12 protein-coding genes are annotated in these 21616 nt (G+C 37.8%); 5 read left to right on the forward strand and 7 right to left on the reverse strand.

The annotated features are described in order from the left end of the window. The first annotated feature begins 168 nt into the window (after positions 1 to 168). Both JML65_RS01690 and JML65_RS01695 read left to right on the forward strand, forming a co-directional pair. Entirely contained in the window at positions 169 to 1764 is a 1596-nt protein-coding gene (locus tag JML65_RS01690; protein ID WP_047485685.1) for a peptide chain release factor 3, read from the forward strand. 393 nt (positions 1765 to 2157) lie between these two features. Next, positions 2158 to 3102, forward strand: a complete 945-nt coding sequence (locus JML65_RS01695; protein ID WP_202269712.1) for a DUF4349 domain-containing protein — start codon at positions 2158 to 2160, stop codon at positions 3100 to 3102. Between the two features lie 360 nt (positions 3103 to 3462). Here the strand turns inward: JML65_RS01695 and JML65_RS01700 are convergent, their stop codons facing one another. Then, complete coding sequence (locus JML65_RS01700; protein ID WP_047485689.1) at positions 3463 to 3828, reverse strand: hypothetical protein; 366 nt, start codon at positions 3826 to 3828, stop codon at positions 3463 to 3465. Between the two features lie 21 nt (positions 3829 to 3849). Further along, positions 3850 to 4989, reverse strand: a complete 1140-nt coding sequence (locus tag JML65_RS01705) for an acyl-CoA dehydrogenase (protein WP_047485691.1) — start codon at positions 4987 to 4989, stop codon at positions 3850 to 3852. Positions 4990 to 5231: 242 nt separating this feature from the next. Here JML65_RS01705 and JML65_RS01710 point away from each other — a divergent pair, with 242 nt between their 5' ends. Further along, the gene (locus JML65_RS01710; protein ID WP_202269713.1) at positions 5232 to 7010 is read left to right on the forward strand and encodes an AMP-dependent synthetase/ligase; all 1779 of its coding nucleotides are present in this window, start codon (positions 5232 to 5234) and stop codon (positions 7008 to 7010) included. A gap of 549 nt (positions 7011 to 7559) precedes the next feature. Here JML65_RS01710 and JML65_RS01715 read toward each other — a convergent pair. Continuing rightward, complete coding sequence (locus JML65_RS01715; protein WP_047494193.1) at positions 7560 to 8336, reverse strand: zinc ribbon domain-containing protein; 777 nt, start codon at positions 8334 to 8336, stop codon at positions 7560 to 7562. A gap of 3 nt (positions 8337 to 8339) precedes the next feature. After that, the gene (locus JML65_RS01720) at positions 8340 to 9437 is read right to left on the reverse strand and encodes a Nif3-like dinuclear metal center hexameric protein (protein ID WP_202269714.1); all 1098 of its coding nucleotides are present in this window, start codon (positions 9435 to 9437) and stop codon (positions 8340 to 8342) included. A gap of 189 nt (positions 9438 to 9626) precedes the next feature. Between JML65_RS01720 and JML65_RS01725 the strand changes: the two genes are divergently transcribed. Together JML65_RS01725 and JML65_RS01730 are read left to right on the forward strand one after the other, a co-directional pair. After that, positions 9627 to 10454 carry an ion transporter gene (locus JML65_RS01725; RefSeq protein WP_047494200.1) on the forward strand — a complete coding sequence of 276 codons (828 nt, stop codon included), beginning with the start codon at positions 9627 to 9629 and terminating at the stop codon, positions 10452 to 10454. Positions 10455 to 10497: 43 nt separating this feature from the next. Further along, positions 10498 to 10656, forward strand: a complete 159-nt coding sequence (locus JML65_RS01730) for a hypothetical protein (protein WP_156126115.1) — start codon at positions 10498 to 10500, stop codon at positions 10654 to 10656. A 98-nt stretch (positions 10657 to 10754) separates the two neighbouring features. On the opposite strand, the gene JML65_RS01735 is transcribed toward JML65_RS01730, so the two are convergent. The 3 genes from JML65_RS01735 to dnaE form a co-directional block, all read right to left on the reverse strand. Continuing rightward, a complete protein-coding gene (locus tag JML65_RS01735; RefSeq protein ID WP_202269715.1) occupies positions 10755 to 12716 on the reverse strand; it encodes a T9SS type A sorting domain-containing protein in 1962 nt (653 codons plus the stop codon). 136 nt (positions 12717 to 12852) lie between these two features. Then, on the reverse strand, positions 12853 to 16539 hold the full coding sequence (locus tag JML65_RS01740; RefSeq protein ID WP_202269716.1) for a fibronectin type III domain-containing protein: 3687 nt from the start codon (positions 16537 to 16539) through the stop codon (positions 12853 to 12855). A 331-nt stretch (positions 16540 to 16870) separates the two neighbouring features. Continuing rightward, on the reverse strand, positions 16871 to 21538 hold the full coding sequence (dnaE, locus tag JML65_RS01745; RefSeq protein ID WP_115920842.1) for a DNA polymerase III subunit alpha: 4668 nt from the start codon (positions 21536 to 21538) through the stop codon (positions 16871 to 16873). Positions 21539 to 21616: the final 78 nt, after the last annotated feature.

The following is a 21616-nucleotide window of genomic DNA, read 5'->3' on the forward strand; positions in this document are numbered from 1 at the left end:
TCTCTATTTCTCTGTATTTATTTTCCATTTAATATAAAACATGAAATCCCCCATCTCCCCCATCGTGAAACACTCAAAAGCTGGAACCTGAACCTCCCAACCAACATTCTTGTATTTTATTTGAAAACCTCGTAAAAAATCACGATTTTTGCAACTTCAAAATACAATATGTCAGACTTAATCAAAGAAATACAAAAAAGAAAGACTTTTGGGATCATTTCCCACCCGGATGCCGGAAAAACGACTCTTACGGAGAAATTACTTCTTTTCGGGGGAGCCATCCAGGAAGCGGGTGCGGTAAAATCCAATAAAATAAAAAAAGGAGCTACCTCCGACTTTATGGAAATTGAAAGACAGAGAGGGATCTCTGTAGCTACTTCCGTATTGGCTTTTGAATATAAAGATCATAAAATCAACATTCTCGATACTCCGGGTCACAAAGACTTTGCTGAAGATACCTACAGAACGTTAACTGCTGTAGATTCTGTAATCGTTGTCATTGACGTTGCAAAAGGGGTTGAGGAACAGACAGAAAAGCTGGTGAAAGTTTGTAGAATGAGAAACATTCCGATGCTTGTTTTCATCAATAAACTTGACCGTGAAGGTAAAGATGCTTTTGATCTGCTGGATGAAGTGGAACAAAAACTTGGATTAAGAGTAGTTCCTCTTTCTCTTCCTATTGGTATGGGAAGTGACTTCCAGGGTATTTATAATATCTGGGAAAACAATATTCAGTTATTCCTGGAAGAGAAAAAACAAAAAGTAGGAGAATCCATCACTTTCGATAATATCAACGATCCTTCTATTGATGAGGCAATTGGTCCAAAAGCTGCCCAGTCATTAAGAGAAGAATTAGAACTTATCCAATCTGTATATCCTGAATTCAGCCGGGAAGAATATATGAACGGTGATCTTCAGCCGGTATTCTTCGGTTCTGCTTTAAATAACTTTGGGGTACGTGAGCTTCTGAATGCATTTATTGAAATTGCTCCAATGCCACAGCCTAAGGAAAGTGACCTTCGTATAGTGAAACCTGAGGAAAGCAATTTTACAGGATTTGTTTTCAAGATCCACGCTAATATGGATCCTAAACACAGAGACAGACTGGCATTCGTCAAGATTGTTTCAGGAACATTTAAAAGAAATGAAAATTATTTACTGGTAAGAGAAGGTAAAAAGATGAAGTTCTCGTCTCCCAACGCTTTCTTTGCTGATAAAAAAGAAGTCGTGGAGGAAAGTTTCCCTGGTGATATTGTAGGTCTTCACGATACAGGTAATTTCAGAATTGGTGATACCCTGACCGGTGGGGAAAAACTTAGCTTCAAAGGAGTTCCTAGTTTCTCTCCGGAACATTTCCGTTATATCAACAATAATGATCCGCTTAAAGCCAAGCAGTTGGCAAAAGGTATTGATCAGTTGATGGATGAAGGAGTTGCACAGCTATTCACCCTGGAAATGAACAATAGAAAAATTATCGGAACAGTGGGAGCACTTCAATATGAAGTAATCCAGTACCGTCTGGAGCACGAATATGGTGCTAAATGTACCTACGAACCCCTATCTATGCACAAAGCATGTTGGGTAGAGGCTGATGAAAAATCAGAAGAGTTTAAAGAATTTGCAAGATTAAAGCAAAGATTCCTTGCCCGAGATAAATACAACCAGCTTGTATTTTTAGCAGACTCCTCATTTACGATTCATATGACACAGGAAAAATTCCCGAATGTGAAACTGCACTTCATCAGTGAGTTTAAAGACCATTAATAAGCAAAATTGCTAAAACATACATCCGCAGAGGTTTTCTCTGCGGATTTTTTTATTCATACTTTTCCCTTAAGATTTAAGAAGAACTAAAAAGGTCTTACTTTAAGACAAGGTTATTTCCCTTATTTATTTTCTTAAAAAGTCTGCATAATCCCTTCAGTCTTCAGGTGAATAAAGATCTCCTCAGCTATAAAGCCTGACAGATCCAAATATATCCTGGTAAAATCCCATCAAAAGCAATATGGGATCTGCAAAACGGCTTTGTAAATCTCTTGTAAAACAAATACAAAATACTGATACTATAACAGTTATCATTTTACCAGTATAATACATTCTATTTACAAGTGTTTCGGGTGCTCTCCTCCTAATTTTACTTCATCAAAAATTAATGTTATGAAAAAGTTCATCTTACTAGTGGCTGTATCAAGCACCTTCATTATGTGTAAAAAAGGAGAAGCTGCACAATCTCAACTTGAAAAAACAATACAGACGGCAGACAGTGCTTCCAGTGTTGCTGCAGAAGCTGTAGACAATGCCAGCCATACCATCAGCAAAACTCTTGATTCTGCCAATATCAAAATAAAAGATTTTGAAAACACCAAAAACGAGATCCAGCAGAAAATAGAAAACACATCAAAGGTTGTGGATTCTTTATCTGATAAAATTGCCTCTACAAAACTGGAGTCTAAGGTGGAGAAAAAGGATTCTGCAGCAAAGAAATCTGAAAAAATAATCGTGAATGTTCCTGCTCCCAAGGTGATCAAAGAAACCAAAGTCATTTATAAAGACAACCCTAAAAATGACAGTTACGAACTGAACATACCTAAAAACAGAATGGTAAAATCCGGTCAGATCTCTATCAAAGCAGATAATGCGGAAACTGTGAAAGAAATCATCAAGGAGGAAGCCCTTAAGAATAACGGTTATATCAAAAGTGAAGATCTTTCTTATATAGAATCTGCGGACCGCAGACGTGAGGACCAAAAAGTATACACCATGGACATCAAAGTTCCTATTCAGAATTTTGATGGTTTAATGGATGCTTTAAACAATAATATTGGTGATATTGAGAGCAAAAACATTCAGGTTTCAGGAACTAATTATATGGATAATGCTATTTGCAGCATTTCAGTAAGTCTTACAGACAAAACAGAAGCTGAAAAAGCGCCTAAAAATTTCGGAGAAAAATCACTGGCAGCCATTTCTTCAGGTTGGGATGTGATCACCTCCATTTTCCTTTTTATCCTTCCGTTGTGGCCTCTGTTCCTAATCGGCGGTATTGGATATTATTTTTACAAAAAAAGAAATAAAAACCTTCCTAATAACGATTCTCACTAGAATTTAAAATCCATCCTCGTGATGGATTTTTTTTGCCGGAAAAATGAATTTAAATAATCCACATTGTGTCAATTTCTAGTCTTCTTTACTTATTAAGTCTGGCTAAATGGTAGTATCATTTTAGAAAGCTGACCAAAGCCCACCCCTATTGATATGTAACAACCACATTATACATTATACATTATACATTATACATTATACATTATACATTATACATTATACATTACTCATAAAATAGCCCCGATAGCAACGGTTACCCCGCAGCAAGTATCAGCCGGAGAGCTGGCGCGAGGAGTATGAGTGGATAGCGGGAAACAGCTCCTAAAAAATAAAAAGGCCTCCAAATTGGAAGCCTTTCTGTTATTTCATATTCACTACTTTATCTACGACAAACTTTGTGTTTCCTCTCCAGGGAAGTGCCCCATTGTATTCTTTGTAATGGAGATCAAAGGTTTTACCGCTATTGGTTTCCAGCTGTTTGAAAACTTCAGGGTCATCCACAGAAAATTCAAACTCATAGCTTGTAATACCTCCCGCTTTACCTTTTCCAAATCCTTCCTGAATCAGTTTACCTTCATACGTTTTGAAGACATAGCCTTTTTTCATGGCATAATTCAGGTATCCAGATTTCACACCTTCTCCAAAAACGAAGAAGTACTTATACCATACAAATACTCCTAACAATAGCAGTACGACACCGAGGGTGATCCACAAAGATTTTTTCATAGAATGTGTGTTTTAAAATAGTTATTTTGCGATACTTCTTGAGATCACGATTTTCTGGATTTCAGAAGTTCCCTCGTAGATCTGAGTGATTTTTGCATCTCTCATTAATCTTTCTACGTGGTATTCTTTTACGTATCCGTATCCACCGTGGATCTGTACTGCTTCAATGGTAGTATCCATCGCTACCTGAGAAGCATATAATTTTGCCATAGCTCCGCTTTCAGAGATATCTTTTCCTTCATCCTTCTCACATGCTGCCTTGAAGCATAGCATTCTTGCTGCTGTAATCTGAGTAGCCATATCAGCTAATTTGAAAGCAATTGCCTGGTGGTTGATGATTTCGGTTTTGAAAGCTTTTCTTGTTTTAGCATATTTCAAAGCTAATTCATAAGCTCCCGAAGCAATACCTAATGCCTGAGAAGCAATACCGATTCTTCCTCCGTTCAACACTGCCATAGCAAAGTTGAATCCGAATCCGTCTTCACCGATTCTGTTTTCTTTCGGTACTTTTACATTGTTAAAGATCAAAGAGTGAGTATCACTTCCTCTGATTCCTAATTTGTCTTCTTTTAATCCGATTTCAAAACCTTCCCATCCTCTTTCTACGATGAAAGCATTGATTCCTTTATGTTTTTTCTCAGGATCTGTTTGAGCAATTACGATATAATAAGAAGCTGTTCCACCGTTTGTGATCCAGTTTTTAATACCATTTAAAAGATAATAATCTCCTTTATCTTCTGCTGTTGTTTTCTGAGAAGTTGCATCAGAACCTGCTTCAGGCTCAGATAATGCAAATGCCCCGATTACCTTTCCACTTGCCAGAGGAGTAAGGTATTTTACTTTTTGTTCTTCAGAAGCAAACTTTTCAAGACCGGCACACACCAATGAATTGTTTACAGACATTACAACGGCAGCAGAAGCATCAATTTTTGCAATTTCTTCCATTGCCAAAACGTAAGAAACGCTATCCATACCTGCCCCTCCGTACTGTGGATCAACCATCATTCCTAAAAGACCCATCTCACCCATTTTCTTAACCTGTTCTGCAGGGAATTTCTGGTCACGGTCTCTTTCAATAACTCCAGGTAATAATTCATTTTGTGCAAAATCTCTTGCTGCCTGCTGAATCATCAACTGTTCTTCTGATAAATTAAAGTTCATAAAAAAAATAATTAGATAGCCGTAAATTTACACTTTTTAAGCAAATCTGGAAATATAAATTAGAAGTTAGAATAGAGTGATTAGAAGTTAGTTAAAAAAAGTATATTTCAACGGGGCCTATCGTTAGAAAAACTCCTTCAATAATCAATATATTATGGTAAACATTCAATTATTTCATTCAAACTTCTAAAATTAAAAAAAATGCTTATATTTAGATTTCTTTATAAATTACTTAAAAAATCATGACGATAAAGAGATTATTCGATATTCCTCACTACGCTTTGGAAAAATATCCTAAAACGGATATGTTTGTCACTAAATACCATGGTGAATGGAAAAAAACTTCTACACAAGAGTTTATTAATGAGGGAAATAAGATATCCAGGGGATTACTGAAGCTGGGAATAAAACCAGGAGATAAGATTGCATTGATCACTACCAATTCCCGTACGGAGTGGGCTATCATGGATTTCGGAATGTCTCAGATCGGTGTTGTTTCGGTACCGGTTTATCCTAGCATTTCTCCTGAAGATTATGAATTTATCTTCAATAATGCAGAAATACAGTATTGTTTTGTTTCTGACAAAGAACTGTTCAATAAAGTAATGAAAGTAAAACACAATATTCCCAGTCTACAGGGAATCTTTACTTTCGACAATATAAGCGGTGCTGCCAACTGGAAAGAAATTCTGGATCTTGGTAAGGATGAATCTACACAAATTGAAGTGGAAGATCTGTCCAATGCCATCAATACGGAAGACCTGGCAACGATTATCTACACTTCCGGTACTACCGGCAGACCTAAAGGAGTGATGCTGACCCATAATAACATTGTTTCCAATGTTCTGGGATCTATTCCAAGAATTCCCAAGAAAAGAAGCCTGGACTACAAGGAAACAAGAGCGTTAAGCTTCCTTCCTATCTGTCATATTTTTGAAAGAATGCTCTTTTACCTTTACCAATATAACGGATTCTCACTTTATTTCGCCGAAAGTATCGAGAAAATGGGAGAAAATGTAAAAGAAGTGAAACCTCATTATATGACGGTGGTTCCAAGACTGGTAGAAAAGGTATATGATAAGATTTACAATACCGGTTCTTCCGCAGGAGGATTGAAATCAAAGATATTCTTCTGGGCATTGAATTTAATTACTAAAAAGAAGGAAATTTCAAAACCGTCCGGAATACAGGAAATCATCGCAGACAAACTGGTATTTTCTAAATGGAGAGAAGGTTTAGGGGGTGAAATTGTCACTTTAGTTTCCGGATCTGCAGCTTTGTCTACAAGATTAAACCTGATGTTCCAAAATGCGGGAATTCCTATTTTGGAAGGATATGGCTTAACGGAAACATCTCCTGTAATTTCAGTGAACAGCTTTGAAAAAATGAAAGTGGGAACCGTAGGAGTGCCATTGGATAACTTAAAAGTAAAAATCCAGGAAGATGGTGAAATCACGGTAAAAGGACCTTCTATATTCAAAGCCTATTTCAAAAATGAAGAAATGACCAAAGAAGCCTTTACTGAAGATGGATTTTTCAAGACCGGAGATATCGGGCATATTGACAGTGATGGATTTTTACAGATTACAGACCGTAAAAAAGAAATGTTCAAAACTTCCGGTGGAAAATATATTGCGCCTCAAACTATTGAAAATTTGGCGAAAGCATCTAAATTCATTGAACAGATCATGGTTGTGGGTGATGGTGAAAAAATGCCGTGTGCATTGGTACAGCCTGATTTTGAATTTGCAAAAAGCTGGGCCATGCGAAATAATTTAAATATCGGCTCTACCCCTGAAGAAATTGCTAAAAGCACGGAATTAAAACAAAGAATAGAAAAAGAAATTGAGGGTATTAATGAGCACCTTGGAAACTGGGAGAAGATCAAAAAGATTGAACTGACCCCTGAAGTATGGAGTATTGAAAGCGGATTGCTTACCCCAACTTTAAAGCTAAAAAGAAAGGCGGTAAAAGAGAAATTTATCGCCCTGTACAATAAGATGTATGAACATCATGAATAAAACCAATTAACCGCTTCTTTTGGAGCGGTTTTTTTATGCTTAAAAAAGAGCATGATGTTTAATGTTTAGGCTAAAGCCATTGGAATATGGATCTTAAAGTAAAACGGGCTAAAGCCCGTTTCTATTGAATATTTTACTATTTCAAACTATTCAACGCCCTGTTTGTCATTCCGAAGGAATCTAAACCAACATTTTTATAAACAGCAAAGAGCATTGGTGTTATTTGTGAAAACATTGGTGCCATTAGTGCTGAGTAACCACCATATATTTTTAAATATAAAACAGACCAGGACCATTCCTATTGAATACTTTCCCCTTTAGCCTATCCGATTATCAGATATTCCCAACCACTCAACGTCCTGTTTTGTCATTCCGAAGGAATCTAAACCAGCATTTTCATAAACAGCAAAGAGCATTGGTGTTATTTGTGAAAACATTGGTGCCATTCGTGTTTACACCCATCTCCCAAAACAACATCTATTTCAAAAAGACTATAAAAAAAAGCTGTCTCATTTCTGAAACAGCTTTTGTATTATTTAAAATCAATAATTAGAATTTAATTACAGACTTCATTTTTTCGTTTTCTTCCATTACCAACTCATCGTCTACAAGAATTTTTCCAGAGTGTTCGTCAATAATAATTTTCTTTCTCTGAGCAATTTCCATTTGCTTTTGAGGAGGAATAGTGAAGAAAGATCCTTTTGGAGCACCTCTTTCTAATCCTACTACTGCAAGACCGTTGATAGAGTTTGTTCTGATTCTGTTGTAAGAAGCCAATAATCTTTCATCAATTTTACCTGCGAATTCTTTAGATTGCTCTAACAGATATTCTTCTTCCTTTTGAGTTTCAGACACAAGATCGTTTAATTCTTCTTTCTTGAATTTCAAGTGGTTTTTTAAATCATCGATCTTTGCGTTCAATTCGCTTAAAGTTTCGTTTTTGTGAGCAATTTTAACCCCGAATTCTTTAATTCTCTTATCAGCAAGCTGAATTTCCAGATCCTGGAATTCCATTTCTTTTCCTAATGCTTCAAACTCTTTGTTGTTTCTTACATTATCCTGCTGAGATTTATATTTCTCAATTAAAGCCTTTGCATGGTTAATAACTTCATGCTTGGTTTTAATCTGATCATCCTGTTCTTTGATGTCTGCATGAAATTTTTCAGCTCTTTTCTCAAGACCTTCAATCTCGATTTCAAGATCTTCAACTTCAATTGGCAATTCTCCTCTAGTATTTCGGATTTCATCCAATCTTGAATCAATGATCTGTAAATCGTATAAAGCTCTTAATTTTTCTTCAACTGAAATATCGTTGGTTTTTGCCATATGTTAAATGAAATAATTTACTGGGTTTGTTTTTTCAATAGATTTTGAAATTGCAAATGTACTAAATTTTTGTGATAAAATTTCAAATAATTGTTGACTTACAAATTGTTCTGATTCATAATGACCTATATCACAGATCAGCATTTTGGACTCCGCTAAAAAATAATCGTGATATTTAATATCTCCGGTGAGGTAAACATCACATTTTTTGGAAATTGCAGCTCTGATTCCACTGGCTCCGGATCCTCCGAGAACCCCTACTTTTTTTATTTTTTTATGATTAAAAGCAGAATGTTTTATCACTTCAAGACCGAATTTTTCTTTTACAAACTGCAGAAAATCCTTTTCATCCATTTCATCCTCCAGCTCACCGTACATTCCTAATCCGGCATGCTGGTTTTTATTATCCAGAGTATAAACCTGATAAGCCACTTCTTCGTATGGATGTGCGGTCTTCATTGCACCAACAATCTGTCCCTGCTTATAAGATTCAAAAATTACGGAAATCATATCCTCATCAGCATTTTCACGAATATTTTTCTCTCCGGAGAATGGGTTGGAACCTTCTACCGGCTTAAATGTTCCGTTCCCATTGACAGTAAAACTGCATTCATCGTAAAAACCTATATTGCCCGCTCCTGCTGAAAACATAGCCTCTCTTACTTTTTCAGAATAGTCTTTAGGTACAAAAACCGTCAGCTGCTTCAAATTATTTTCTTTAGGCTGAAGAATTTTCATATTCTTTAATCCCAGCTGGCTACATATTCCGTGGTTGACCCCAAAGAAATCATTATCAAATGCTGTATGAATAGCATAAATCGCAATCTTATTTTCAATAGCCTTTAAAACAGCTCTTTCAACATAGTTTTTCCCAGTTATGGATTTTAGCCCGGAAAATATGATCGGATGAAAACAGACAATCAGATTACAGTTTTTCAGAATTGCCTCTTCTACTACATTTTCCAATGCATCATGGCATACCAGAATTCCGCTTACATCACGATCCGGAACACCACACAGCAATCCTACGTTATCAAAATCCTCTGCCTGTCTGATACTTATTTCCTCTTCAATCTTTGAAATTACAGCTCTTAGCTTCATTAGTCTATTTTTACAGTTACAGCGAAGATATTAATTTTACAAGGATTCCGAAAAAATTTCTACGTCAATAAAAAACTATTGATATATCATAATGACGTAGGTAATATTGGGAATTTCCTTTTAACAGACCTATCTTTACGCTATACTTCATGAAAATGATTATCTTCACTGTGAAATAACCCAATTTAAATGGAAAGAGAACACAATCTTGTTCCGGAAGATACACTCTGGAAAAGATATCTTTACAGGATCATCTACCGCTCCGACACTAAGCTCGGAAAACTTTTCGATATCATATTATTATCCTTAATTCTTGTCAGTACTGCTATCATTATGATGGAAAGTGTACCTCAGCTTGACAAAAGATTTCACTATACATTTTTAATTCTGGAGTGGATTATCTCTATTTTCTTTTCCATTGAATATTCCATGCGGATTGCCGTGGTAAAAAATAAGAAACATTATATTTTCAGTTTTTTTGGAGTTATTGATTTTTTTGCACTGGTTCCATTTTACTTAAGCTTTTTCTTTCCGGTAACGAAGTATTTCCTGATTTTCAGAATGCTGAGAATGCTCAGAGTTTTTAGGGTTTTCAATCTTATGGACTTCATGAATGACGGTTCCGTGATTGTCAGGGCCTTAAAAAACAGTTCCAGAAAGATTTACATTTTCCTTTTATTCTTAATTATTTTTTCGGTAATCGTTGGTTCCCTGATGTTTATGGTGGAAGGAGGAAGACCGGGATTTGAAACTATTCCACAATCTATTTATTGGGCTGTCGTTACTGTAACTACCGTAGGATATGGAGATGTCTCTCCTATTACGCCTTTAGGGAAGTTTTTTGCGGTTGTTCTGATGCTGGCCGGTTACTCTATTATTGCTGTTCCTACCGGAATTGTAACTGCAGAAATGCGGAATAAAAGACAGAACCTGGAAAAGGTATGTGAACAGTGTGGTAACGAAGATATTGATGATGATGCCAGATACTGCAAACAATGTGGCAAGAAATTAGCTTAATATTTAGTATTCATTTAATTTATCAACCAAATACCACAAAATCATGGAACCACAAAAGAAAAACAAGCCCAATAGCTTAGTCATTATCCTTTTTGCATTAGTTGTACTAATGATTATCATCTACTTTATTCTTGTCATGTTCTTTCCAACAGTTTTTGAGATGATGAATACTGGAGATATACAACCCGTACCCAATAAATAATGAGTAATAACTTATAAATACACGATATCGGCATAAAAAAGGAAGAGTGAAATATTTCACTCTTCCTTTTTTATAGTAAGAAATTAAAGCCTATTGTTTTATTTTTTAATCGCTTTAATGGTTTGCTTGGATCCGTCTTTCATATTCAGAGTTACTAAATAAATTCCTGATTTCAGATCTCCTAACTGAAGAACAGAAGCCGGTTGATCAATACTTTTCATTAATCTTCCTGAAATATCAGAAACAGAGATTGATTTTACCTGATCAATCTTTGAAATATTCAGTACTTCCGTAAATGGATTCGGATATGCCTGAACCGTATTTTTAGCTTTAGAAGTTTCTGAAGTTGCCAGATTTTCTTTGTTAATAGAGATGGTAAATGTTCCTTCCAAATCATCAGACCATGTACTGTAATTCCCTACATTCACATAATAGACCGTCCCGGCAACCGTTGGGATAGAAATTATTTCTGTTTCTCCGGATCCATTCCCATCTATAGTGTCCACACAGGTTAAGCTGCCACATGCGCCGCTAAATACACCGATTTGAGAGTCAAAATAACTATCTGCAGGAGTGGTTACAGTGATATCGAAAGTACTTCCATCTCCTGTGAAAGTAAACCACGTCCCGTCATTCATCCCATTAGTACACATTTCAAGGTAGGCCCCATTATTAGTAGCCCCTGCAGCATCAGACTGTGTATAGGTATATGGGAATGCAGCAGCAGTTAAAGCACCTGAACATTCATCATTGGCCGGTGGTGGAGGTATAGTTCCCACACATAAATTAAAGCTCTGGGCTTCTCCAGCTCCGCCATAGCTGTATACTCTTATATAATAGGTATTTCCTGCTGTAAGACCGGTAAGAATTTCCATTCCACCATATCCACACACGGTACTTACAAGATTTGCACAATCTCCGCTAAAAACCTGATAATAGGCCTCATCATTAAAATCACTTCCAATAGAAACCACATTGCTGAGCGTAACTACATGACTGGTGCCTGTTGCGGTAAATTTAAACCAAACATCATCATCTGCATCGCCGTAGCACGGATCAGTCAATAATCCTGAGTCACTAGCACCCAGGGTATATCCTGATGCTACACTGCCACAGTTCATATCCGGATTTACCGTAAGTACTACAGCATCAGTACAGTCATCGTTAGCCGGAGCTGCCGGAGCTGTTCTGAATTTAATGACAGAGCATCCTACAGACTCGCCTCCAGCACCTACTGCTGTTACTTTAAGATAATAATCGGTATCAATAGCCAGTGGAGAGGTAGGTGTAAAATTATTGGTCGTTACAGACTGCTGATTAACAATATCAGTTCCTCCAGGTGTTGTTCCTATAGAAATCTTATACCCTGTAGCTCCCTGAGGGGCATTCCACGTAATATCCGGTGACACCGGTATAAATGTTGAATTATTTCCCGGATATCCAACCATAGGACAAGCAGGAATAGGATTAATCGTAAGCCCCATAAGACTCACCACAGATCTATATTCCAACAAATCACCTGTTGGAGGGCTTGCTGGGTCAGGATTTGTAGAATCACTGCTGTAAGAAAGGGTACGGTCTGTTACCGAACCATACTTAAATACAGAGAATATGTCATCATCATCATAGTCTTGGGAATTTTCTTCTGCTGCAATGACTAAATTCTGCGTGTTGTTATAGGGAAATGGGGTAGCAAAAGTTATTTCTATTACTCCATTAGCATTCGTAACAGTTCCCGCATATACCTGTGTCAGCTGGGCTACAGGGATCCAGTCATCATCAGATGTAAAATTTGTTTTGGCTGTATGTCCCAGATAAACAACCCAGTCAGATGAATTATCAATAGAGGCTGAAGCATCCAGGTAAAATTTAACGCCGGTGATATTTCCCGCCGCATTAGCATTAATTTCCTGTTTGGTAAAGATTTGCTGAATATACGAATATCCATAATAAGGATTGATCGGGGCGTTCCCGGTTTCAGTGCTCCCTTCTCCAAGGTTGATTTGAGCATTTAGTACCATGCTTATTGTAAACAGGCATAAAAGTAGTATTTTCTTCATATTTCTTTAATTTAGTGTTAACTTGATTACCAAATTAATAATAATTTTAACACAACGTTTAAAAAAATTAAAAAAATATTAAAAAAAGCAGCAACTCTAGAGTTGCTGCTTTGTAATTATTAAAAATTAATGAATTTTATTTTTTTATGACTTTAAAGATCTGTTTAGATCCGTCTTTCATATATAATACAGTCAGATACATTCCGTGATTTAAATCTCCCAATTGAAGTACAGAAGAAGGAGACTCTACAGTCTTCACTACCCTTCCTGCCAAATCAATGATTGAAACAGATTTCACCTGAGATACATCCGAAATGTTAATAACATCAGTAAACGGATTAGGATATACTTTAAGTCCTTCTTTTACCTTAGTCTCAGAAGTGGCCAACTGTGAAGCTGTCACTTTAAAATTATCTATAAAGAAGTCATAGTCTTCAGCATCATCTGTGGTACCCGAAGAACCGTAAAATGCAAAGATTGTATTAGGATTGGTATATCCTGTAAGATCCAAAGAATAAGTATTTAATGCATTGGAAGGCCCATTGGCTGCTGTCCATGTATTCAACACTGTCCATGTAATTCCACCATCTGTGGAAACGACAAACTGCATTGTATCATCACTTCCCATAGCAGATGAAGTAGTATCAGCAAAGTCTGTCACTGCGTAATCAAATTCAACTTTATACCCTCCGGCAGAAAGGTCGAATCCTGCAGTCTTAAGCCATCCAATTCTGTTATCGTTGTAAATATTCATTTTGGCAGCCCCAGTAGTTCCGGAATTAAGGAATCCGTCAGCAATCCATAATGCTGTAGATCCTGTAGATCCTGTAGAAGACGATCCTCCGGATGCTTGTGACCAACACATTCCCGGGAATGTTGAAAAATCATTGGTATAAGCCGGAACAATAGCAAGGCAAGCCGTAGTAAATGTTACCGCACCTACCCATGCTCCTTTATCTGTACCATTACAGTTAGATCTTACCCAAACATAATATGTTGAGCTCGCTGCAAGACCTGATAAAGCTCTGTTGGTAGCTGTGATATTAGTTATCGTTGCCGGAGTTGCTACACTAGGAGTTGCATTGGATGTAGAATAATAGATTTCATATCCACTGCCCGGAGCGGTTGCAGGAGCAGTCCATGAAACATCAGCACTCTGAGCAAGAACAGCAGATGCCACTAATGCTGCAGGATCTGCACATGCAGGAGTCAGTTCGTAGTTTACATCATCGATAAGAACACTATTGGCAGGGCTTCCTGTGTGTCTGAAAGCAAGTGTTGTAGTTCCTGCCGGAGCAGTAATACTATTCACTATAAAATTATCTGCAACAGTGGTACTGGTCGTTGTAAAAATCCCAAGACTTACAAAAGAAGATGCCGCTGTAGGGTCTGTTAAATATCCCACTTCAACTTTCCCTCCTAAAGTAGAGTTTGATCTCGCTTTGAATCTCAATCTGTAAAGACCTGTATCTAATGTGCTTACCGGTCTCATTTTCACTATTGCAATATTACTGGTACTGGAAGAATAGATATAGAGAACATTTGGAGCACTTCCTATTGAACCGGCCTGAGTATTGGCACTTCCTGTCGTTCCTACTTTTCCCCAGCATGCAGGCCAGTTTCCTGCTGTCACACCATCAAAATTTTCAGAGAAAGAGGTTACAGTACCACAAACAGTCGAAAAATTTCTTTCTGTACAGTTCGTTGAACTTTGTGTAGCTGTATAAGCACCTACCGAATAATAATAGGTTGTTGAATTATTAAGAACTGTAGGTAAGGTATAGGTCGTTACATTTCCTACATCTACATTATTCATAACATCCGTTCCTCCGGGAGTAGTTCCTATTCTCAATTTGTATCCATTCACCCCTGTTACAGCCGACCAGGTAAAGGTAGGTGATAACGAAACGTCAGCAGCAGCAGATGCCGGTGCAGAAACCGTAGGGCAAATTGACAAAGTAGTGAAGTTTCTTTCCGTACAACCCGTAGAAGTTTGGGTAGCATTATAAGAATTGATTGTATAGTAATATTTTGTATTGTAAGCCAACTCATTTGGTAATGTATACGTAGTAACATTTCCTACATCAAAAGCACTTAAAACATCCGTTCCACCTGCAGTCGTTCCGATAGATAATTTATAACCGGTAGCGTCAACATTGGCAGTCCACGTAAAAGTAGGCTTCAAAGCCACTCCGGTTGCTGATAAAGTTGGAGCAGATACCGAAGGACAGAATGTTTTGGTCGTAAATGTAGCCCCATACACCCAGATACTTTGATCAGTTCCACAATTCGATCTTACCCACACATAATAAGTACTGGATGGTGTAAGTCCTGTAACCGTTTGAGTTGTCCCCGTAGCGCCGGTAAAAGTTGGTGTAGAAGCAGCAGTAGGTGCTGTTCCTGATGTACTGTAGTAAATATCATAAGTAGGTGCGGCAGTAGTAACCGTCCAGTTGACAGGAACAGTGGTAGCCGTTGTCGTTCCGGTAGTAACCGTCGCAGGCATCAGACAGTTCATAGCACTCACTTTAACATTGTCTATGAATATATCATCACTTCCAAAATCCCCCGTTGCAAGGAATCTTATCACTGCAGTAGAGCTATTGGAGCCTAAAACAACATTTTTACTGGACCATGTAGCAGAAGTTCCGAAAGCAGTACCTACCGTTGTAAAGGTAGCCCCGCCATCAGTTGAAAGCTGTATTTTAAGATTATCTGTACCGGATACATTGACATAATCAAAAGAAAGAACTCTCTCTCCTGTTCCGGAAGATAAATCAATATACAGGTCCATATATCCATAAAGACCTGCAGAAACATGGTAAGAATGGAATCTTGCCGCAGGAGCCGTTGCCGGAGAAGAAATAGGTGTGGCCGTAGACTCAGAGACATCTGTCCATCCCGATACACTTGTAAAACCAGCATTAGCAGCTGTCAACTCTGTAGATCTCCATGAATTATCTCCTCTGGAAGGCCATGACCTCCAGTTTGAAACATTAGGCAGATCTCCTACAGAATTTCCATTACCCCAGGCAGAAAAAGTTTCAGTATAAGGCATGGAAGCATAAGACGGAGCTCCAATCCAGTTTCCCGGAGTATATTTAAAACTAAGACCAGAAGCCGGAACCGTATTTCCGTTAGTGGTTCCTAAAGTACAGGATGTAGTTGTAGATCCTGCCCCTGCAGTGGTGCTTGTCCAGTCCGTCCCTACTCTGTTATTCAAATCAGAGCTTTCTCCTCCTTTTAACCCTACCTGTCCACTTAAGGTCGCTGTACCGGAAGCGCAGTCACCATACATAATCTCTACGGTATTAGCGGTTGTATCCAATACGATCTGGAAATTTAACTTTTGGGCAGCAGAACCGCTATTACTCTGAAGGTCTGTAAACTGAATCACCAACTTAGAACCGATTGTTTCGTAAGCAATCTCCGAAGTAGTGGTATTGGCAGCTCTTAAATTAGCTGTAAATCCGGCTACCGCGCCTTCAAATGCGGAGTTGGTTGTCAGAACACTCGTATTACCGGCTGAGGGAGCAATTCCAAAGGTAATATACCCATTGTTGCTGATGTAAATACTGGTGTAGGTTTTACCATTGTATTTAAATGGAGCCGGCAAGGTAATAGCTGCAGAAGCAGCATCTGTATTCAAAGCAGTCCCGGACTGCCAGACAGTTTTACCTGCGGATAACGGAGTGTAGGTACCCAGACTCTGAACAAATCCATAGCCATTATTGGTATTTGGATTCGCAGTTTGTGGAGGACCTACCTGTGCAGATACGCTATAAAAAAAAGCAGCCATGCACGTGAGTAGAAGTTTCTTCATATATAGTAAATAAAATTAGAGGGTAAATGTAAATAAATATTCAATAAAAAATCATAAATTAATTTAAATCAATGTTTAAAAATCAATAAATACCAATTATTTTTAATTAAAATTAAACAATTATTTAATTTTAACGTTTTTTCATCAATCAATGACAAATTATAAAAAACTGATTATCAGTAACTTGCATATATGAATAATAAATCCATATAATAATCAAGCTTCTATTTAACATAAAATAATTTTTGATAAAAAATCACTAAATTCACCAAAACCCAATAAAAAAAGCGGCTAAAAAGCCGCTTTTACAGATATTTATTTACCATTTTTTTTAATTGAGATAAAATTCATACTTATTAAGCAGTTGAATTTCTTTGATAAGATCCCCATTGAGGTCTACAGAATGTTTCATAGACTGGACTTCTATATGAGAATCATCATCAATATTCTTAATAAAGAATTTTAGCTTCTGATTTCCTTTATTCCTTTCGAGAACTGTTCTGAAGAAATCAAGATCTTCAGGTCTTACGTCCATTACGTCCATTACCAGAGATATGCTTTTCGCAAATCTTTCAAATGCTTCCTGAAGCTCAATCACATCATTCACATTCACGAAAACCCGGCCATCTTTTACCTGGGCAAATTTGATTTTAAAAATCACAAACCTCTGAACTTCAAGCTTTTCTTTCAACCTCATATAATCCCTGTCTCCAAGCCTGAAAGAATAAGATCCGGAATAATCTTCAAGCGTTACAAAAGCTACTTTCTCACCACTTCTGAAACCGTCCTGAACTCTATATTCCGTAATTAAACCTGCTACAGTGTATTCTTTTCCACCGCCTCCGTTTTCTCTCTCTTTCTGCAGTGTTTTCCAGTCCTTCTTTTTCTCTTCAAACAATTCTTCCTGTTTATTTGCGAAAGCCTGCTCTTTGTAAGCATCTACCTCATCAAGATTGAGAAATGAAAAAGTCCCTTTGGGCTCTGCCTTTTTGGTTACCTCTTCTATAACTTCCTCTTCTCCTGCAACTACATCATCAGATACAATTTCAGTGAGATCAACCGTTTCATCCTGTGAATCCTGTTCTAAAACAGGTGTTTCATCAGTCCCGGTCTTTTCTCCTTCCTCTTTTTCCAGCACCGACTTCTTGGAAAGCTGCCCCTGCATAAACTGGAACTGGTACTTGAATTCATCCAATGGATGTGCAGAAAGATAGAATCCAATGATCTCTTTCTCCTTATTTAAGGTATGCATATTGGGCCATTCCGGACAAGGAAGTAACTTCGGCTGTTCAATCTGGACCTCTTCTGCAAAATCAGCAAACAGGGAATGCTCCATCTCATTTTTACTCTCCTGAAAACTCTGTCCGTATCTGATCAATCTTTCCAGATTGGTTCTTCCAGCCATATCGATATCAAAATACTGACCTCGGTGGAAGGAGTCCAGTTCATCAAAAGCTCCAGCCAGCACTAAACTTTCTGCAACTCTTTTATTCATCTGAGAAGGCAATATCCTTTCAAAGAAATCATATATATTTTTAAACCTACCGTTTTCTCTTTCTCTGGTAATTCCCTCACTAGGCCCTTCACCAATCCCTTTAATAGCTCCAAGTCCAAAACGGATCTGTCCTTTTTCGTTTACTGAGAATTTATATTGCGATTCATTAACATCCGGACCTAAAACATCAACGCCCATACTTTTACAATCCTCCATAAACATAGTGATCGAATCCGTATTGTTAATGTTATTACTCATTACACTCGCCATATATTCGGCTGGGTAATTGGCTTTCAGGAAAGCTGTCTGATACGCAATAAATGCATAACAGGTAGAGTGAGATTTGTTGAAGGCATATTCCGCAAAGGCCTTCCAGTCATTCCATATCTTTTCCAGCCTCTCCTCATTCAGGTTATTCTTTCGGCCTCCTTCAATGAATTTAGGATACATCTTATTAAGAACATCAATCTGCTTTTTACCCATCGCCTTTCTCAATGTATCAGCTTCACCTTTGGTAAAGTTGGCCAATTTTTGAGACAGAAGCATTACCTGCTCCTGATAAACCGTAATCCCGTAGGTTTCTTTCAGATACTCTTCCGTTTCCGGTAAATCATAAACGATTTCCTCAATTCCGTGCTTTCTGTTAATAAAGTTTGGAATATATTTAATAGGCCCCGGACGGTACAATGCATTCATGGCAATAAGATCGGCAAAAACCGTTGGCTTAAGCTCCCTCATGTATTTTTGCATCCCGGGACTTTCATACTGGAAAATTCCGACCGTTCTCCCTTCTTTAAACAGCTGATAGGTTCTGGTATCATCCAGAGGAATTTCATCAGGATCAATATCAATCCCATGTCTTTCCTTTACAAGCTTCAAAGCATCCTTAATGATCGTCAGTGTTCTAAGTCCCAGGAAGTCCATTTTCAAAAGACCCGCACTTTCTGCCACAGAGTTATCAAACTGTGACACCAAAATATCAGCATCTTTCGCTGCAATGGTTACCGGAACAAGGTTACTTACATCCTCCGGCGTAATAATTACTCCACAGGCATGAATACCGGTATTCCTGATACAGCCTTCCATTTTCTTGGCACTTGCCAGTACTCCATGCCGGGCATCATCAGGACTGTTAAGAACATACCTCATCTCATCAACAAGCATCTGTTCTTCCGGTTTTAATTTTTCATATTTTGCTAATGCTTTTGCAATATTCATCCCTGGTGTAGAAGGAATAAGCTTCGCAATATTATTGGTATCAGGAATCGGAACATCCAAAACCCTTCCGGCATCTTTAATAGCAGATTTTCCACCAAGAACGGAATAAGTAATGATCTGAGCGACCTGATTTTGTCCATATTTATCAATTACCCACTTAATAATCCTGTCCCTTCCTTCATCATCAAAGTCAATATCAATATCGGGCATGGAAATCCTCTCAGGATTCAGGAATCTCTCAAAAAGGAGGTCATATTTTACAGGGTCTACATTGGTAATTCCAATACAATAGGCAACCGCTGATCCGGCAGCAGATCCCCTTCCGGGGCCTACCCAAACTCCCATTTTACGGGCTTCATTACAGAAATCCTGAACAATAAGGAAGTATCCCGGATACCCCGTATTGGCAATTACTTCCAGCTCAAAGTCAAGACGTTCTTTTATCTCCTCTGTGATTCCCGTATCCACATACCTCTTTTTAGCCCCTTCATAAGTAAGGTGAGTAAGATATGCCATCTCCCCTCTTTTTCCTCCATCTACATCATCTTCAGCATGAATAAACTCTTCAGGAATATCAAATTTCGGAAGAAGTACATCTCTTTTGAGGGTATAAGGTTTAAATTTGGCAAAGAATTCCTCATAGGCTTCAAATGCATCCGGATAAGCGAGAAAGGCCTCTTTTATTTCATCAGAATTTTTGATGTAATATTCTCCTGTAGCCAATCCTCTTCTTTTTCCAAATCCCTTACCCACAGGGGTTGTAAGCTTTTCACCATCTTTAATACAGCTTACGATATCCTGAATATTGGAATCATCTTTATTGGTATAAAAAGTTTGGTTTTGAGCTAAAATTTTAACATTATATTTGTCTGCCAGGTACAGCAGAACTTCATTCAGGTGCTCCTCCTCAGGAAGCTGATGATTTTGAAGCTGAACATAAAAATCATCTTCGAAAGTCTCTTTCCACCACTTAAAAAGCTCTTCCCCTTTTTGTTCCCCGGTATTTAGAATGGCATCAGGTATATCTCCAAGAATTCCTGATGTCAGCGCAATAATACCTTCCTTATACTGAGCAATCAGTTCTCGGCTTATCCTGGGAACCCCAAAATAGAACCCTTTCAGGAATCCTATACTGGAAAGCTTGGCCAGGTTTTTATACCCATTAAAGTCTTTTGCCAGAAGAACAACCTGGGTTCTTCTATCGGGATCATCTTTGGTAAATTGTTTCTGTTCGTAACGTTCTGAGATATAAAACTCACATCCCACCACAGGAATCAGTGGTTCTGAAACAGGTTCTTCCTCATTAAATTCCTCTCCTTTTTCTTCCGCTTCCTGTTTTTTAGCCAGATATTCTTTATGTTTTTTTGCTCTGTCTCCATTAGTACCTTCCACAGCGGAAACAAACTTGAAAGCTCCCATCATATTTCCCAAATCGACCATTCCAACGGCAGGGAAGTTTTCATCAGTGGCTTTTTTAATCAGGTCATTGATACTCGAAGTGGCAGTCAAAGTAGAAAACACACTATGGTTATCAAAATTGAAATATTTACCCAGATCAATTTCGTCTATACTTCCAAAATCCTGCTGCTTTTTCTTATTGTTAAAGTCAGCAACCTGTCTTCGGATAACAATTCCAAAAGGTTTGATAGGATCAGGATAAAGACTTTTGAAATAAGCCAGCTGGTCTTCTGATATTTTCAGTATTTCAGCCGGAACCACACCAATCCTCATCATTTCGAAGAAAACCTGAGCCGTGGCATTTACGTCAGCAGCAGCATTATGCGCTTCATCGAATTTATTTCCGTAAAGTTTTTCGTATAATTCTTCAAGTTTCGGAGATTTGTATCTACCTCCACGGCCTCCGCCAAGCTTACAGAAGTCTGTTCCCAGGATCATGGTATCAGCCCTCGGTTTTTCCTGTAAATTATCTTCTAAATTTTTTCTATAAAATTCTGCTCCTACAATATTGTAGTCAAATTCAACATTATGCCCGGAAACTACCCTTACCCTTTCAAGAACTTTTGAAAACTCTTCGAGAATCTCCTGAAGATCACGACCTTCTTCATTGGCGATTTTTGTAGTAATCCCGTGAATTCTGGCAGCATTAAAGGGGATATCATAGCCTTCCGGCTTTATGATGTAATCCTGATTTTCAATTAATTTCCCATCATCATCATGAACCTGCCAAGCAATCTGAACCATTCTTGGCCAGTTATCTGAGTCTGAAAGCGGAGCATTAAAATTCTTTGGTAAACCGGTTGTTTCTGTGTCAAAAATTAAGTACATATAATTTTCTAACTTTTTTAAAAAAGAGAATGTAAAGTTACTTCATTTTTTTCTAATTCTGTTTTAAGACCATAATAT

It is taken from the genome of Chryseobacterium sp. KMC2, from assembly GCF_016756935.1.
Taxonomy (GTDB): Bacteria; Bacteroidota; Bacteroidia; order Flavobacteriales; family Weeksellaceae; genus Chryseobacterium; species Chryseobacterium rhizosphaerae.

Bases quoted from the DNA above. Each gene is read 5' to 3' on its own strand.
- dnaE (WP_115920842.1), bottom strand. From the start codon at position 21,538: ATGTACTTAATTTTTGACACAGAAACAACCGGTTTACCAAAGAATTTT.
- JML65_RS01705 (WP_047485691.1), bottom strand. From the start codon at position 4,989: ATGAACTTTAATTTATCAGAAGAACAGTTGATGATTCAGCAGGCAGCA.
- JML65_RS01735 (WP_202269715.1), bottom strand. From the start codon at position 12,716: ATGAAGAAAATACTACTTTTATGCCTGTTTACAATAAGCATGGTACTA.
- JML65_RS01730 (WP_156126115.1), top strand. From the start codon at position 10,498: ATGGAACCACAAAAGAAAAACAAGCCCAATAGCTTAGTCATTATCCTT.
- JML65_RS01725 (WP_047494200.1), top strand. From the start codon at position 9,627: ATGGAAAGAGAACACAATCTTGTTCCGGAAGATACACTCTGGAAAAGA.
- JML65_RS01740 (WP_202269716.1), bottom strand. From the start codon at position 16,539: ATGAAGAAACTTCTACTCACGTGCATGGCTGCTTTTTTTTATAGCGTA.
- JML65_RS01720 (WP_202269714.1), bottom strand. From the start codon at position 9,437: ATGAAGCTAAGAGCTGTAATTTCAAAGATTGAAGAGGAAATAAGTATC.
- JML65_RS01700 (WP_047485689.1), bottom strand. From the start codon at position 3,828: ATGAAAAAATCTTTGTGGATCACCCTCGGTGTCGTACTGCTATTGTTA.
- JML65_RS01690 (WP_047485685.1), top strand. From the start codon at position 169: ATGTCAGACTTAATCAAAGAAATACAAAAAAGAAAGACTTTTGGGATC.
- JML65_RS01715 (WP_047494193.1), bottom strand. From the start codon at position 8,336: ATGGCAAAAACCAACGATATTTCAGTTGAAGAAAAATTAAGAGCTTTA.
- JML65_RS01710 (WP_202269713.1), top strand. From the start codon at position 5,232: ATGACGATAAAGAGATTATTCGATATTCCTCACTACGCTTTGGAAAAA.
- JML65_RS01695 (WP_202269712.1), top strand. From the start codon at position 2,158: ATGAAAAAGTTCATCTTACTAGTGGCTGTATCAAGCACCTTCATTATG.